Source organism: Actinoplanes siamensis (genome assembly GCF_016862395.1).
GTDB lineage: Bacteria > Actinomycetota > Actinomycetes > Mycobacteriales > Micromonosporaceae > Actinoplanes > Actinoplanes siamensis.
On the sequence record NZ_BOMW01000054.1, the window covers coordinates 19,120 to 33,429 of the forward strand.

Below are 14,310 nucleotides of genomic sequence, written 5' to 3' on the forward strand. Positions count from 1 at the left end.
TAGAGAGCCGGACCGACATTCTGCCCAGCCCTGTGCACCACCCTAAGGGGTGACCGGCAGCCCGACCAGGTCCAGGATCTGCCGTGCGGGGCTACCGGGGGACGCGATCAGCGTCAGCGGCGCCTTCTGCTCGTGGTGGTGCTCGGCGATCTGGTACAGCGCCGACACCCCCGCGCTGGCCAGATGGGTCACCCCGGTCAGGTCGGCGGTCATCGGCACGGTCCCGCCGCGGCTACGCCGCAGCAGCTCCTGCCGCATCCGGGCGGCCGACGTGGCGTCCACCGGCCCGGCCACCCGGACGTGCGCCTCGTCGCCCCCGGGGAACTCCGAGATCGACATCTCCGGCGCGTCACCCGATGCGGCAGGCGCGTCGTCGAAGCGGGACAGCAGCCGGGCCGGCCGGCTGAGCGGATGCCGGACGGTGGCCACCGTCCCGTGCTCGCCCGGCTCCACGCGCAGGCTCTCCACCAGCTGGGCGGTCAGCGCCAGACCCCGGCCGCGGACCGGCTGCCGCCGCGGGGCGCGCCATCCGCCGCGGTCGGACACGCTCGCCTCGACCCGTCCGGCGGGCGTCAGCACCGCCCGTACCACAATCGGGTCCTGGCTCCTGGCATGTTCGATCGCGTTGGTGGCCAGCTCGCCGAGGGCGTGCTGCAGCACGAACACGTCCTGCTCCGACGCGCCGAGCGCGCCGAGCCAGTCGCCCAGCCGGGCGCGGGCCGAGCGCAGACCGCCCGGCCGGGCCGGCATCTCCAGGACCAGCTCCGGTACGGCGGCGACCCGCTGAGCCGCGAGCAGCGTGATGTCGTCGGCGTGCCCGCCGGCCCGCACCAGAAGCTCGACGGCCTGCCCGCAGACGCGCTCGACCGCTGTCGTCCCGCTCTCCCGCAGCGCCCGCCCGGCCGCCGCGTCCGCGGCCACCCGCGCCAGTTCGGCGGCCGGCGCCGGACCGGCGAGCGGCCGCTCCAGGATGCCGTCGCTGTAGAGCAGCAGCAGATCGCCCAGCCGCAGACGGTCCGTGCGCACCGGGAACATCCCGCCGGTGCCCAGCGGCGTGGCCCCGGTCGCCGGCAGGAACCGGGCCGACCCGTCCGCGCCGACCACGAGCGGCGGCGGATGACCGGCCGTGCAGTACGTCAACTCCCCGGTGCCCGGATCGAGCACCGCCAGGCACACCGTCGTCGCGTGCGCCGCCCGTACCCGGCCGGCGAACCGGTCCGCGGCCGCCAGCGCCTCGGTCGGCGTGGCCTGTGAGTCCAGGCGTTCCTGCAGCACCGCGCGCAGCTGGCCCATCACCCCGGAGGCGGTGATGCCGTGCCCGACCACGTCGCCGACGACCAGCGCGATCCGCCCGTCCGGCCGGGCCACCGCGTCGAACCAGTCCCCACCGGCCGCGGTGTCCTCGTCGGCCAGCAGGTAGCTGGCCGCCACCTGCAGCCCGGGCAGCACCGGCAGCCCGGGCGGCAGCAGCTCGCGCTGCAGCTCGGTGATCACGTCGCGGCTCTTGTCGTAACGCCGCCGCAGCCGGGCCGCCTCGGCCTCGGCGGCCTGCCGGGTACGGGCCATCTCGGTCACGTCGAACGCGGCGCCGACCACCCCGCGCACCGAGCCGTCCGGGTCGCGCCACGGCACGATGGTGAACGTGGCGAACATCTCGTGCACCGAGCCGTCCGGCTGGTCCAGATGTGCCCGCCACTGCCGGCCGGTGATCGGCTCGCCGGTCCGGTACACCTCGAAGTAGGCGTCCACGAACTGCTGCCCGGCCAGGTCGGACAGCACCTCCCGGCAGGGGCGGCCGATCACCTCCCGCCCGGGCAGCACCGCCCGGGTCGCCGCGTTCGCGCCGACCAGCAGCAGTTGCGGCCCCTCGAAGACGGCCACGATGAACGGCAGCTGGTCGACCGCGGTCAGCATCGCGTCCAGGTCGCCCGTCTCCGGAATGTTCACGCCCGTCACCATGCCATCGTGCCGGAAACCCCGCGAGGCGGAACCCGGGTCACTCGGCCAGGGGCAGTTCGATGGTGTGCGCGGTGTGCGAGGCCTTGGCGCGCAGGTAGCGGACGTTCGCCGCGGACACGTGCACCCCGGTCGGGATCCGCTGGGTCACCTCGATGCCCAGCCCGTCCAGCTGGTGGCACTTGTCCGGATTGTTGCTGAGCAGCCGGATCCGGTCGGCGCCGACGGCCAGCAGCATCTGCGCGGCCACCGTGTAGTCCCGCTCGTCTTCGCCCCGGCCCAGCGCCACGTTCGCCTCGTAGGTGTCCAGGCCGTCGTCCTGCAGGGCGTACGCGTCCAGTTTGGCGTAGAGCCCGATGCCCCGGCCCTCCTGGCGCAGGTAGAGCAGGAACCCGCCCTGCTCGGTGATCCGCTCGGCGGCCTCGCGCAGCTGCGGCCCGCAGTCGCAGCGCTGGCTGCCGAACACGTCGCCGGTCAGGCACTCGCTGTGCGGACGGACCAGTGGCGCCCGGCCGCCGGCCGCCGACTTGGTCAGCGCCCGCCGCCAGTCGCCCAGGCCCAGCGCCAGATGCTCGCGGCCGTCGGCGAGCCCATCGAAGGTCATCACCTGAGCGGTGGTGACGTATCCGTCGGAAAACCGCAGCGGCACGGTCACCTGCCGTCGGACGGTGGCCTTCAACATGGGTCCTCCTCGTTGTGACGCCGGTGGCGGAAGCTCTGCCCGAAGATCGGCTGCCGTACACCGCGGATTATCGTGGACGCACGATGGCTGAGCGTCCGTACACCTTGTTGAGTTGTGGCATGTCGATCGACGGTTATCTCGACGACACCACGCAGGAGCGCCTGCTCCTGTCCAACGACGCGGACTTCGACCGCGTCGACGAGGTGCGCGCCGGCTGCGACGCCATCCTGGTCGGGGCGGCCACGATCCGGCAGGACAACCCCCGCCTGCTGGTGCGCTCGGCGCTGCGCCGGGCCGACCGGGTCGCCCGGGGCGTGCCGGAGAGCCCGGTCAAGGTGACAGTGACCAGCCGCTGCGATCTCGACCCGGCGGCGGCGTTCTTCACCGCCGGCACCCCGGAGAAGCTGGTGTACTGCCCCACGCCGGCGGTGGCGGCGGCCCGGGAACGGATCGGCGAGGTGGCCACCGTCGTCGACGGGGGCGACCCGGTCGACGTGCACCTGGTCTCGGCGGACCTGGCCGCGCGCGGGGTGCGCCGGCTGATGGTCGAGGGCGGCGGCACCATGCACACCCAGTTCCTCACCCGCGATCTCGCGGACGAGCTGCAGCTGGTGGTCGCGCCGTTCTTCGTCGGCGACTCGCGGGCGCCGCGCTTCGTGCACGACGGGGACTTCCCGGCCGGGCCGAAGAACCGGGCCCGGCTGGCGGAGGTCCGCCAGATCGGCGACGTGGTGCTGCTGCGCTACGCGCTCTCCGACCGATTCGAGGACTGACGGCTGGATCAAGCCGCGACCCCGCTCGAGCTGTACGCGGGTCGCCGCACCGTCCGGCGGATCCGCACCGGCACCGGCGCCGGCGAGGCGGCGACCACCGCGGGGGAGACCGGGGCGGTGATGCGTACCCGGAAAGTGGGTTGGGCCGCGACCGGCACGACCACGGTGACCTCGGCGTCCTTGGCCGGCCGCAGCTTGCGCGCGGCGCGCGCGGCGACCACGGCCGCGCCCGGCGCGGCCGCGACGAAGGCACAGATGCCGTACGCCACAGCGATCGTCACCCCCTGCTCCGCGCTCAGCCCGGCGGCGCCGAACGCCCACGCCATGACGCCCTCCCGGGGTCCCCAGCCGCCCACGTTCAGCGGGATCCCCATCGCCAGCAGGGCCAGCAGCAGCATCGGCGCCAGCGCCAGGAACGAGACGTGGTTGCCGGCCACCCGGGCGGCGACCAGGAACGTGGCCAGATGCCCGAACAGCACCATCGCCGACGCGAACAGCACGCCCGGCCAGTTCCCCCGGGCCAGCAGCCCGGAACGGATCTCCGCGGCCCCGGTCCGGGCAGCTCCGGCCAGCTTGGAGCCGCTCCGCCGCACCCGCCGGGCCAGGCCGAGGGCCAGCAGCGCGGCGATCGCCGCGCCGGCGGCCGCCACGGCCACCGTGCGCCCGTGCTCGCCGAGCACGCTCAGCACCGGCGACGGCACCGTGAACAGCACCGCCGCGCCGACCACGACGAGGACGACCTGCCCGGCGGTGCGCTCCAGGACGACCGCGCGGACGCCGCGGCCCACGTCGCCCTCCTCGCGGCCGTGCGAGACGGCCCGGCCCACGTCGCCGAGCACCCCGCCCGGCAGGGCCGCGTTGAGGAACAGCGCCTGGTAGTAGTCGGCCGTCGCGTCCCGCAGCGACAACCGCAGGCCCAGGCCGCGGGCGACCAGGCACCAGCGCCAGGCGCTGAGCACCGTGGTCACCACCCCGATCCCGAAGGCGAGCGCCAGCGTGCCGCCGTCGAGCACCCGCAGCCCGTCCAGGAACGCGCCGGTGCCCAGTCGCCACAGCACCAGCGCGATGATCGCGGCGCCGCCCAGCAGGCGGGCCCAGGCCCAGAACGATCGGCTCACTTTGTCTCGTCCCCTCGTCGCTTCCTCAGGGACTAGTACGCCCGACCGCCGCGCCGCGGTTCAGTCGAAGATCGCCAAAACATCCTTGTGCCCGACCGTGACCTCCGGCAGATCCGCGGTGCGGGCCGCCAGATAGTCGTCGAAGCGCAGGTCAGGGCGCTGCTCGGCGGCCGCGCCGACCCAGCCGCGCAACCACTGCGCGGTCAGGTCCGGCCGCCGGGAACCGAGCTGCCAGGCGCTGTCCCGGACGACGACGCGCGCGCCGGCCCTCTCGAACGCGGCGGCGGCGTGGTCCGGGGCGTCCGGCCCGAGCTTCGCGTCCCGGCGCTGGTGCTCGTTGAACGCGTCCTGGATCAGGCCGTCGCGCGGGTCGGCCGGCGTGAACCGGACCCGGCCGGTCACCGAGAGCGTGAACAGCGCGTTCGCCCGGGCCTGCGCGCACACCTCGACCAGCCGGTCCACCTCGGCGGCGGTGAGCAGGTCCAGCAGCGCGGAGCAGGTGACCAGGTCGGCGCCGGTCAGGTCGTCCCGGGTCAGCTCGGTCACGTCCCGCTCGTCGATCGCCACGTTGACGCCCTCGGGCATCCGGTCGGCGGCGATCTCCAGCAGGTCGTGGTCGCGGTCGGTGAGGATCCAGAGCTGCGGGACCGGCAGCCGCGGCGCCAGCCACCGGCCCAGCGAGCCGGTGCCGCACCCCAGGTCCCGGATCACCTTGACCGGCCTGGGCAGCAGTCCGGCCAGTTCCAGGGAGCGGGCGTCGGTGTCGGCGGGCTCACGCAGGCCCAGCCAGTCGGCGCTGAATTCTCCGGTCATGCGGTTCCTTCCTCGATCTGTCGCAGGATGCCGGCCAGGCGTTCGGCGGTCTGATCCCATCCGGTCAGGGTCTCGCGGCGCGCTCGTGCCCGAGCCCGCCAGCGCGTGCGCAGGTCCGGGTCGGTGAGCCAGCCGCGCAGGGCCGCTGCCAGCGCTCCGGGATCCTCCGGAGGCAGAAGCAGGCCCGGTGGTACGGCCGGTGCCGGGTCGCCGTGGGCGGTATCGCTCATGGTGACCGTCCCGAGCGCCTCCGGCACGCCGCCGACCTCGGTGGCCACCACCGGCAGGGCGTGGGCCAGGGCTTCGGTGACGACCATGCCGTACGTCTCGGCGCGTGACGGGAGCACGAACAGGTCGGCGTTCGTGTAGGCGGCGTCCAGCTCCGCGCCGGTCAGCGGCCCCGGGAAGGCGACCCGCCCGGCCAGGCCCGCGGGGATCGGCGGGATCGTGCCGGCGCCGGCGAAGGTGCACTCCCAGGACAGGTCCGTCAGCCGGGACAACGCCGTCAGCAGCAGGTCCTGGCCCTTGCGCGGGGTCAGCGACGCCACACAGAGCAGGCGGTGGCCGGTGCGGGACCCGGTCGCCGGAGTGGCCGGGTCGACACCCGGCGGCGCGACGTGGACCTTGGGGAGGCCGTGCATCGCGGCCACGTGGGCGGCCGCCCGGGTACTGGTCGCGATCACGCCAGCCGCCAGGTGCAGCGCCCGGCCCTCCAGCGCGCGCAGCTCGGCCGCCTGCGCGGGGGAGAGGCCGGTCTCGTCGCTCAGCGGCAGGTGGACCAGGATCACCAGGCGCAGCCGGGTGGCGTGTGGCTCCAGGACCTCCGGGATCCCGCCGGCGACGAGGCCGTCGAACAGCACCGTGGCGCCGTCCGGGATCTCGGTGAGGAGGCGGGACAGGCGGTCGCGATCGGGTTGGGCGGGGCGGGGCCAGGCGCCGGGGACGGCTTCCTCGCGTACGTCCGATCGCAGCTTCTGCTCCTGGAACCGGGTCAGGACGCGGCGGTCGTAACGGTTGCCGCCGCTGGGTGCTGCCGGGTCGTCGATCCCGCCCGGCAGCACCACGTGGAGCACGGAGGTCACCGCAGGGTTCGCTCGTAGCTGGCCCAGGCGATGTGCGACTCGTGCAGGGTGACCTGGAGGCCGGTGAGGCCGGCGGCGCCCGGGCCGAGTTCGCCGGCGCCGATCCGCACGGCCAGCCGGTCGGCGATCACCTTGGCCAGGAACTCGGTGGACGTGTTGACGCCGGAGAACTCCGGGTCGTCGTCCAGGTTGCGGTAGCTCAGGCTGCCGCAGACGGTCTTCAGCTGCTCGCTGGCCAGGCCGATGTCGACGACGATGTTGTCCTCGTCCAGTTCCGGGCGGCGGAAGGTGGCGTCCACCAGGAAGGTGGCGCCGTGCAGCCGCTGAGCGGGCCCGAAGACCTCGCCGGAGAAGCTGTGCGCGATCATGATGTGGTCGCGGACGGTGACGCTGAACAAGGGCACTCTCCTCGGTTCGCGGATCTGTCGAGCACAACGGTTACCCGGACGGTAAAGATCAATTCCCGGCGGGGTAGTCGATCACGTGGCAGAGGGCGGGCAGGCTGCCGTCGGCCAGCCGCGGCAGCACCGCGGGCAGCTCGTCGAAGGCGGACCGGCCGGTCAGCAGCGCCTCGAAGCGGTCGTCGCGCAGCAGCCGGAGGGCCAGCGCCAGACGTTCGGCGTAGTCGCGGCCGCGCTGCGGGAGGATGCCGCCGACCTGGCTGCTGCGGATGGTGAGCCGCCGGGAGTGGAAGAACTCGCCGAGCCGTAGCGGCACCTCCCGGTCGCCGTACCAGCTCAGCTCCACGACTGTGCCCTCGGTCCGGAGCAGTTCCAGCGAGCGGGCCAGGCCGGCCGGGCTGGCGCTGGCGTGGATCACCAGGTCGCGGCCGGTGTCCGCGTCGTCCGGCAGGGCGAACGCCACCCCCAGCCGCTCGGCGGTCCCGGCGCGGGCCGGATCGGCGTCGACCAGCTGCACGTCGGCGCCCGGGTAGCCGGCCAGGATCGCGGCCACCGACGAGCCGACCATGCCGCCGCCCACGACGGTGATCCGGTCGCCCAGCTGGGGAGCGGCGTCCCAGACGGCGTTGACAGCGGTCTCCACGGTGCCGGTGAGCACCGCCCGGCCCGCCGGGACGTCGTCGGGGACGACGGTGACGGCGGTCTTCGGCACCACATAGCGCGTCTGGTGCGGAAAGAGCGCGAAGACGGTCCGGCCGGTCAGCTCGGGGTCGCCCGCCTCGACCACCCCGACGTTCAGGTAGCCGTACTTCACCGGCCCCGGGAAGTCCCCCGCCTGGAACGGCGCCCGCATGGTGGCCCACTGGCTCTCCGGCACCCGCCCGGAGAACACCAGGGTCTCGGTGCCCCGGCTCACCCCGGAGTGCAGCGTGCGCACCAGCACCTCGCCCGGACCGGGATCCGGGACCGATTCCGTGCGTATCTCCCCTGACCCGGGGAAAGGCACCCAAAAGGCCCTTGCGTCGAACACAGACCAACTCCTCTGAACCGAAAGTCCTCGACAAGCGTGTTGGTGGAGGACAGCGGTTAGACCCTAAGTCCAGGAGGCACGGTGACCATCACGACCGCCACGACGACCCCGTCCCGGGCGCCTTTCGCCGGGTTCGCGGCCCAGCTCGCGCTGATCGCGCTGCTGGCCGTGACCGCCGGACTGACGCCGGCCGGCGGGATCGCCGGGATCGCGTACGGCGTGGTCCTCTGCGTCCTGCTCGGCGCCGCGCTGGATCGCGCCGGGATGACGTTCCTGGGCTGGGCCAACCTGGTCACCTTCAGCCGTGCCATCCTCACCGGCGGGGTGACCGCCCTGGTCACCAGCTCGGTCCTGGGCCACCGGATCCCGGTCTGGCTGCTGGTCACGATCGCGTCGGTGGCCCTCGCGATGGACGGCGTGGACGGGCAGGTGGCCCGCCGCACCGGGACGTCGTCGGCGCTCGGGGCGCGCTTCGACATGGAGGTGGACGCGTTCCTGATCCTGGTGCTCAGCGTCTACGCGGGCTTGCACCACGGCTGGTGGGCGCTGGCCATCGGCGGGTTCCGGTACGCCTTCGTCGCCGCGTCCTGGGCGCTGCCCTGGCTCAACGCCGCGCTGCCGGCGCGGTTCTCCCGCAAGGTGGTGGCCGCTCAGCAGGGCGTCCTGCTCGCGCTGGTGGCCAGCGGCCTGTTGCCGCACCGGGCGTCGGTGGTCGTGCTGGCGTTCGCGCTCGGCTCGCTGAGCTGGTCGTTCGGGCGGGACATCGCGTGGCTCCACCGGGAATCCGCTGTGGTGCGCCGGTTCCGGCTGGTCACTGGACGCGTCTGATCGTTTCCGGACGTGCCGCGGGCACGGCGTCCGGGTGCAGGATGGCGGCGATCGCCTCCACGCCGTCCACCAGCCGCGGCCCCGGGCGCACCACCAGCCCGTCCCCGTCGATCGCCCACACCTGGGCGTCCGGGAAGTGCGGCAGCACCGCCTCCGCCTGCCGCACCGCCCCGTCCAGGTGATAGCCGCACGGGGTGACCAGCACGACGTCCGGGTCCGGCGCCGTCAGCTCGGCCCAGGACACCTGCACCGACCGCTTCCCGGGCATCGCGGCCACCGCCTCGCCGCCGGCCGCCGCGATCAGATCCGGCACCCAGTGCCCACCGGTGAACGGCGGGTCCACCCACTCCACCACGGCCACCCGCGGCCGTGGCCGCCCGGCCACCGCCGCCGCTGTCGCGGCCAGGCGCCGCTCCCCTTCAGCAACCAGCCTCCGGCCCCTCTCGGGTACGCCGGCGGCCACGGCCACCTCGACGAACGTGTCCAGCACGTCGGCCAGCGAGTGCGGGTCGAGGCTCAGCACGCCGGCCCGGCAGCCCAGGTGCGCCAGCGCCTCGTCCACGTGCCCGGAGGGCAGCGCGCACACCCGGCACAGGTCCTGTGTGAGGATGAGGTCCGGCGCGAGCTCCGCCAGCGCGCCGGCGTGCAGGGTGTAGAGGTCGCCACCCGCCGCCATCCGCGTGCGGACGTAGTCGTCGATCTCGGCCGGCGTCATGTCCCGGGTGTCCCGGCCGCCGACCACCACGGTCTTCGACGAGCGGACGTGGGCCGGCTCGTCGCACTCGAACGTCACACCGACCAGGTCGTCACCGAGTCCCAGGGCGTACACGATCTCGGTGGCGGACGGCAGCAGGGACACCAGACGCATACCTGTGACAGTAGGCCGAAAGGCCGATATCGGGGCTTTGGAATTCCAACCGCGGTCGGATGTGCCCGGCACGGCAGAGGTCGATGCTGGACGCCATCGCTGCTGTCTCGTGAAGGGGGACCGGGATGACGACCGCGCCGCTGGCCCACGCCGATACGAAGGCGGCCGGCTGGGTGCTGACCGCGGGCTCCGTGGCTGTCGCGTTCCTGGCCGTCCTGGTGCTGGCCGGCCTCAGCGTGGCCGCCGGACCGGTCCTGATCTTCGGCTACCTGGCCACCTGCGCCGGTTCCGTGGTCGCCGGGCTGTCCCTGCTGGCCGGCGTGCGCCAGCGGACCTAACCGAGGATCTCCGTGAGCACCTGGTGCCAGACGGCGCGGGGCGGGACCTCGTGGCCCACCCCCTCCAGCCAGACCAGCCGCGAACCCGGGATCACCCGGGCCAGCTCGCGCGGGTGCTCGGCGGGGAAGTGCTGGTCCAGCGTGCCGTGCAGGATCAGCGTGGGCGCCTCGATCGCGGGCAGGCGGTCGCGGACCGGGGGACCGTAACCGGCCCGCCTGTGGTTCTCCCGGGCGGCGCCCAGGTCGGCCGACCGGTCGTAGACGCGCTCGGCGAGCCGGCGCAGCTGCGGTTCGTCCGGCGTGAACGGGCCGCCCCGCGCGCGGATCTCGGCGATCAGGCCGGCCACCGCCGCGCGACGGTCGGACCAGTCGACGCCGTCGGTCGCGGCACGGACGCGGACCTCGGCTCCCGGCCCGGCGCGGGCCGCGAGCGCGGTGACGCCGGCCAGCACGGGGGTGGCGTCCGGGCCGAGGCCGGCGCTGGTCGCGATCAGGGTCAGGCTCAGCACCCGGTGTGGCTGCCCGACGGCGATCCGCTGGGCGAGCGCGCCGCCCAGGGACAGGCCGACCAGGTGCGCGGCGGGCACGCCGAGCGCGTCCAGCACGCCGAGCGCGTCGTTCATCAGGTCCACGCCGGAATACGCCGCGCCGGCCGGGAACGCGGTGGACCGTCCCGTGTCGCGATGGTCGTAGCGGATCACGAACCGGCCGCCGGCGGCGAGCCGGCGGCAGAACTCGTCGTCCCACCAGTCCATCGAGCTCGCCTCACCGGCGAGCAGCAGGAGAGGGGGATCGGCCCGTTCACCGAAGGTTTCCAGGCACACCTGGATGCCGTTGACCGGCATCATCGTCTCGGTCACCACCAGGTCATTGTGGCGGCGCTCACCGACAGTCAGGTTAAAACCGGATCACAACGGATGACGAGATCGATGTGAGCCGCCCGCGCCGATCCGGTCCGATGGCGATCAAACGCCGGTGGTACGGATTCTTGCCAGGCCCGGTTCGGTCCGGTGATCGACGCCCCGTGGCGGCTGCCGGATATGTCGGAATTCGAGGGCCGGATCGGGGTGGAATCCGATCTCCGCGGCGGCCGGGTGCCGGAGGTCGCGCGAGACGCTCGAGGTCCGCGACGCCGTTCCAGTGGCCGACCTGCCACTGGCCGGGCCGTGGACGAAGAACGGCCAGGCCGTGATCGGCCTGGCCGTTGGCGCATCCACGGGCGAATGGGTGCGCGTCCTGCGCGGCGGGTGCGGCAGCCGGCGGGCGGCGAGTCGCCTGCTGACCGCGTCCGCCGGCAGGGGACGAGCCGGCGTCCCGCGACTCAGCGGGAGGCGGGCGCCGTGGCGGCGGCGCGCGACCGGTCGCGGACGGCCCGTAGCGAGACCCCGGTCAGGGCGATCGCCAGCAGGAAGAGCGTGAGGTGCAGGTACGGGTTCACGATCGGCACGAACCCGATCACCGCGACCGGGATCTGCACCACCGCGATCAGTGCGGCCATCAGCCACTTGCGCCGGCCGCTCCACAGCATCGCCGTCCACACCGGCGCCGAGACCACGAGCAGGGTCAGGCCGTCGAGCAGGGTGTGGAAGTAGACGTTGTGAACATTGTTGTGGGCGAACGCCTGAGCCGGCGCGGCGATCCAGAGACCCGCGACGAGGACGGCGAGAACGACAGCGGCACGACGCATGGGATCCTCCTGCGTTATCAGACCGTTGCTCCGTGTAACCACGGTATAAAGGCGGCAGCGGCCCCGTAAAGCCTCACGACGATTCATTCCCTCGAATGGCACAGTCGCTTTCCGTACTTGTGATCTTGTCTGAACGGGCTACTGTGACCCTAGGTAATGGTGGCTAGCCTGCTCTGGTGCGTTTGATCGAGATGACCGTGGCCTGTGCGCTCACCCTCAGTATCGGTGGCGCTTCTTACGCTGCGTTAAGGCCCGACAAGATCAAGGCCGAGGCGCAGGCGGTGGCGGACAGGGCCACCTGCCGGACGGTGGACACGGCGATCGTCGGGTTCATCGCGCTGAACGACGCCGACCCGACCTCGGTCACGCAGCTGCAGCCGTTCCTCGACGGGGACATCTCGCGCTACCGGATCGTCGGCGGACGTGCCGCCGGCCCGGGATGCGATCCGGCCTGAGCGGAGGCGGGCCGGCCCGAGCCGGCGGCGAAAAGGGGAGCGCGGCCCCGAAGGGCCGCGCTCCGGAGAGAAGAACAGCTGGTCAGACCGTGCGGGCCAGGCGGTCGGCGAGCAGCTTGGCGAAGCGGGCCGGGTCCTCCAGGTCGCCGCCCTCGGCCAGCAGCGCCGTGCCGTAGAGAAGCTCCGCGGTCTCCGGCAGCGCCGCGTCGTCGGCGCCGCGCTCGTGCGCCGAGCGCAACCCGGCGACCAGCGGGTGGTTCGGGTTGAGCTCCAGGATCCGCTTGACCCGCGGGCCCTCCTGGCCCATCGCGCGGTACATCTTCTCCAGTGCCGGAGTGATGTCGTCCTGGTCGCTGACCAGGCACGCCGCCGACGTGGTCAGGCGGTGCGACAGGCGTACCTCCTTGACCTGCTCGTCCAGCTTCTCCTTGAGGAAACCGAGGAGCGGGGCGAAGTCGCCCTCCGGCTCCTTGACCTCCTCGTCCTTCTTCAGGTCGACCGAGCCGCGGGCGATCGAGCGCAGCTTCTTGCCGTCGAAGTCGGGGACCGCGTCGACCCAGATCTCGTCGACCGGGTCGGTCAGGATCAGCACCTCGTACCCCTGCTCGCGGAACGCCTCCATGTGCGGCGAGTTCTCCACCTGGGAACGGCTCTCGCCGGTCAGGTAGTAGATCTCCTCCTGGTCCTCCTTCATCCGCTCCACGTAGCCGGCGAGCGTGGTGGGCTCGGTCCCGTGGGTGGTGGCGAACGAGGCGATCTCCAGGATCGGCTTGTGGTTGTCGGGTTCGCTGAGCAGGCCCTCCTTGACCGCGCGGCCGAACTCGCGCCAGAACGTCGCGTACTTCTCCGGGTTGCTGGTCATCAGGTCCTTGATGGTGGAGAGGACCTTCTTCACCAGCCGTCGGCGGATCATCTGGATGTGCCGGTCCTGCTGCAGGATCTCGCGCGAGATGTTCAGCGACAGGTCGGCCGCGTCCACCACGCCCTTGACGAAGCGCAGGTAGTCCGGGATCAGCTCCTTGCTGTCGTCCATGATGAAGACGCGCTTGACGTAGAGCTGCAGGCCCCGGCGGGCGTCCCGCTGGAACAGGTCGTGCGGGGCCCGGGACGGGATGAAGAGCAGCGCCTCGTACTCGAAGGTGCCCTCCGCCTTCATGTTGATGATCTCGAGCGGGTCCGACCAGTCGTGGCTGATGTGCCGGTAGAACTGGTGGTACTCGTCGTCGGAGACCTCGCTGCGCGGGCGGGCCCAGAGCGCCTTCTGCGAGTTCAGCGTCTCGTCGCCCATCCGGATCGGGAACGAGATGAAGTCCGAGTACCGCTTGACGATCTGCTTGATCCGCCACTCGTCGGCGTAGTCGTAGAGCGCGTCCTCCTCGTCCTTCGGCCGCAGTTGCAGCGTGACAGTGGTGCCGACCGGCGCGTCCGGCTCGTCGTCGATCGTGTACGTGCCCTCCCCCGCGGACTCCCAGCGCGTGCCGTGCCCCTCGGTGCCGGCCTTGCGGGTCACCAGCGTGACCTTGTCGGCGACCATGAACGTCGAGTAGAAACCGACACCGAACTGGCCGATCAGCTCGGCGTCGCCCTTCTTCTCGGACGCCTCCTTCAGCTTGGCCAGCAGATCGGCGGTGCCGGACTTGGCGATCGTCCCGATCAGCGCCACGACCTCCTCGCGGGTCATGCCGATGCCGTTGTCGCGCACCGTCAGCGTCCGCGCCTCGGTGTCCGCCTCGATCTCGATGTGCAGGTCGGAGGTGTCCGCCTCCAGCCCGTCCTGCAGCTTGGCCAGGCGCAACTTGTCCAGCGCGTCGGACGCGTTCGAGATCAGCTCACGCAGGAAGATGTCCTTGTTCGAATAGATCGAGTGGACCATCAGCTGCAACAGCTGGCGCGCCTCGGCCTGGAACTCCAACGTCTCCATCGTCACCCGTTTCCGTCCTTGTCCGGTGTTCCAGGCCGATCGTATGACGCGGCCCGCCCCGCGTGGAGGGCACCACGGGATCGGCCCGTCGTCGGCCGCGAATCCGGATCTTCCGGGCGGGCGGCGTGATCGCCGGCGGTGGGATCAGCCGCGCGAGAGGTCGACGAAGAACGTGCCGATGTTGGTGAAGATCTCGGCCACGCCGTCGCCGATGCCGCGGGCGACGTCGGCGGCCGGACCCGGGTTCGTGCCGATCCAGAAGACCAGCAGGACCAGCAGCACCGAGCCCAGCACCTTCTTCATCGCCTCCACCCCCCATCCATGATCCTCACACAGTCCGGGCAGAACCGGGGGAAAG

General features: G+C 72.5%; 16 protein-coding genes. 4 read left to right on the top strand and 12 right to left on the bottom strand.

Translation table 11 applies throughout. The features are described from left to right. Nucleotides 1–42: 42 nt before the first annotated feature. Nucleotides 43–1,947 (bottom strand): SpoIIE family protein phosphatase, encoded by a 1,905-nt coding sequence (locus tag Asi03nite_RS26575; protein WP_239102938.1) that lies wholly within the window; start codon nucleotides 1,945–1,947, stop codon nucleotides 43–45. A gap of 49 nt (nucleotides 1,948–1,996) precedes the next feature. After that, on the bottom strand, nucleotides 1,997–2,638 hold the full coding sequence (locus tag Asi03nite_RS26580; protein WP_203683198.1) for a GTP cyclohydrolase II: 642 nt from the start codon (nucleotides 2,636–2,638) through the stop codon (nucleotides 1,997–1,999). 83 nt (nucleotides 2,639–2,721) lie between these two features. On the opposite strand from Asi03nite_RS26580, the gene Asi03nite_RS26585 reads away from it, so the two are divergent. Next, nucleotides 2,722–3,411: a RibD family protein gene (locus tag Asi03nite_RS26585; protein ID WP_203683199.1), complete on the top strand. Its 690-nt coding sequence runs from the start codon at nucleotides 2,722–2,724 to the stop codon at nucleotides 3,409–3,411. Between the two features lie 8 nt (nucleotides 3,412–3,419). Here the strand turns inward: Asi03nite_RS26585 and Asi03nite_RS26590 are convergent, their stop codons facing one another. From Asi03nite_RS26590 to Asi03nite_RS26610, 5 genes are read right to left on the bottom strand one after another with little or no spacing between them, the layout of a single operon-like run. Continuing rightward, a complete protein-coding gene (locus Asi03nite_RS26590; protein WP_203683200.1) occupies nucleotides 3,420–4,529 on the bottom strand; it encodes a lysylphosphatidylglycerol synthase transmembrane domain-containing protein in 1,110 nt (369 codons plus the stop codon). Between the two features lie 60 nt (nucleotides 4,530–4,589). Beyond that, nucleotides 4,590–5,342 (bottom strand): class I SAM-dependent methyltransferase, encoded by a 753-nt coding sequence (locus Asi03nite_RS26595; RefSeq protein ID WP_203683201.1) that lies wholly within the window; start codon nucleotides 5,340–5,342, stop codon nucleotides 4,590–4,592. Beyond that, entirely contained in the window at nucleotides 5,339–6,424 is a 1,086-nt protein-coding gene (locus tag Asi03nite_RS26600; protein ID WP_203683202.1) for a glycosyltransferase family 4 protein, read from the bottom strand. The genes Asi03nite_RS26595 and Asi03nite_RS26600 overlap by 4 nt, the downstream gene beginning before the upstream one ends. Next, nucleotides 6,421–6,822: a 6-pyruvoyl trahydropterin synthase family protein gene (locus tag Asi03nite_RS26605; RefSeq protein WP_203683203.1), complete on the bottom strand. Its 402-nt coding sequence runs from the start codon at nucleotides 6,820–6,822 to the stop codon at nucleotides 6,421–6,423. Before Asi03nite_RS26605 ends, Asi03nite_RS26600 begins: the two co-directional genes overlap by 4 nt. A gap of 58 nt (nucleotides 6,823–6,880) precedes the next feature. Continuing rightward, a complete protein-coding gene (locus Asi03nite_RS26610) occupies nucleotides 6,881–7,855 on the bottom strand; it encodes a zinc-dependent alcohol dehydrogenase (RefSeq protein WP_203683204.1) in 975 nt (324 codons plus the stop codon). 81 nt (nucleotides 7,856–7,936) lie between these two features. Here Asi03nite_RS26610 and Asi03nite_RS26615 point away from each other — a divergent pair, with 81 nt between their 5' ends. Beyond that, nucleotides 7,937–8,683 carry a CDP-alcohol phosphatidyltransferase family protein gene (locus Asi03nite_RS26615; protein WP_203683205.1) on the top strand — a complete coding sequence of 249 codons (747 nt, stop codon included), beginning with the start codon at nucleotides 7,937–7,939 and terminating at the stop codon, nucleotides 8,681–8,683. Here the strand turns inward: Asi03nite_RS26615 and Asi03nite_RS26620 are convergent. Then, a complete protein-coding gene (locus tag Asi03nite_RS26620; protein ID WP_203683206.1) occupies nucleotides 8,667–9,551 on the bottom strand; it encodes an ABC transporter substrate-binding protein in 885 nt (294 codons plus the stop codon). The two genes, Asi03nite_RS26615 and Asi03nite_RS26620, sit on opposite strands and share 17 nt — an antisense overlap. Nucleotides 9,552–9,676: 125 nt before the next feature. Between Asi03nite_RS26620 and Asi03nite_RS26625 the strand changes: the two genes are divergently transcribed. Next, nucleotides 9,677–9,889, top strand: coding sequence for a hypothetical protein (locus Asi03nite_RS26625; protein ID WP_203683207.1), 213 nt, complete (start codon nucleotides 9,677–9,679; stop codon nucleotides 9,887–9,889). On the opposite strand, the gene Asi03nite_RS26630 is transcribed toward Asi03nite_RS26625, so the two are convergent. Together Asi03nite_RS26630 and Asi03nite_RS26635 are read right to left on the bottom strand one after the other, a co-directional pair. Next, complete coding sequence (locus tag Asi03nite_RS26630; protein ID WP_239102939.1) at nucleotides 9,886–10,752, bottom strand: alpha/beta fold hydrolase; 867 nt, start codon at nucleotides 10,750–10,752, stop codon at nucleotides 9,886–9,888. The genes Asi03nite_RS26625 and Asi03nite_RS26630 overlap by 4 nt on opposite strands. A gap of 458 nt (nucleotides 10,753–11,210) precedes the next feature. Then, a complete protein-coding gene (locus Asi03nite_RS26635; RefSeq protein ID WP_203683208.1) occupies nucleotides 11,211–11,576 on the bottom strand; it encodes a hypothetical protein in 366 nt (121 codons plus the stop codon). A 191-nt stretch (nucleotides 11,577–11,767) separates the two neighbouring features. Between Asi03nite_RS26635 and Asi03nite_RS26640 the strand changes: the two genes are divergently transcribed. After that, nucleotides 11,768–12,031, top strand: coding sequence for a hypothetical protein (locus Asi03nite_RS26640; RefSeq protein ID WP_239102944.1), 264 nt, complete (start codon nucleotides 11,768–11,770; stop codon nucleotides 12,029–12,031). Between the two features lie 82 nt (nucleotides 12,032–12,113). On the opposite strand, the gene htpG is transcribed toward Asi03nite_RS26640, so the two are convergent. Both htpG and Asi03nite_RS26650 read right to left on the bottom strand, forming a co-directional pair. Further along, entirely contained in the window at nucleotides 12,114–13,958 is a 1,845-nt protein-coding gene (gene htpG / locus Asi03nite_RS26645) for a molecular chaperone HtpG (protein WP_203683210.1), read from the bottom strand. Nucleotides 13,959–14,096: 138 nt separating this feature from the next. Continuing rightward, on the bottom strand, nucleotides 14,097–14,255 hold the full coding sequence (locus Asi03nite_RS26650) for a hypothetical protein (protein ID WP_203683211.1): 159 nt from the start codon (nucleotides 14,253–14,255) through the stop codon (nucleotides 14,097–14,099). Nucleotides 14,256–14,310: the final 55 nt, after the last annotated feature.

What these genes read in the sequence shown, in the direction of transcription:
- Asi03nite_RS26620 (WP_203683206.1), bottom strand. Translation starts at nt 9,551, where the DNA reads ATGCGTCTGGTGTCCCTGCTGCCGTCCGCCACCGAGATCGTGTACGCC.
- Asi03nite_RS26595 (WP_203683201.1), bottom strand. Translation starts at nt 5,342, where the DNA reads ATGACCGGAGAATTCAGCGCCGACTGGCTGGGCCTGCGTGAGCCCGCC.
- Asi03nite_RS26650 (WP_203683211.1), bottom strand. Translation starts at nt 14,255, where the DNA reads ATGAAGAAGGTGCTGGGCTCGGTGCTGCTGGTCCTGCTGGTCTTCTGG.
- Asi03nite_RS26640 (WP_239102944.1), top strand. Translation starts at nt 11,768, where the DNA reads ATGACCGTGGCCTGTGCGCTCACCCTCAGTATCGGTGGCGCTTCTTAC.
- Asi03nite_RS26625 (WP_203683207.1), top strand. Translation starts at nt 9,677, where the DNA reads ATGACGACCGCGCCGCTGGCCCACGCCGATACGAAGGCGGCCGGCTGG.
- Asi03nite_RS26585 (WP_203683199.1), top strand. Translation starts at nt 2,722, where the DNA reads ATGGCTGAGCGTCCGTACACCTTGTTGAGTTGTGGCATGTCGATCGAC.
- Asi03nite_RS26580 (WP_203683198.1), bottom strand. Translation starts at nt 2,638, where the DNA reads ATGTTGAAGGCCACCGTCCGACGGCAGGTGACCGTGCCGCTGCGGTTT.
- Asi03nite_RS26635 (WP_203683208.1), bottom strand. Translation starts at nt 11,576, where the DNA reads ATGCGTCGTGCCGCTGTCGTTCTCGCCGTCCTCGTCGCGGGTCTCTGG.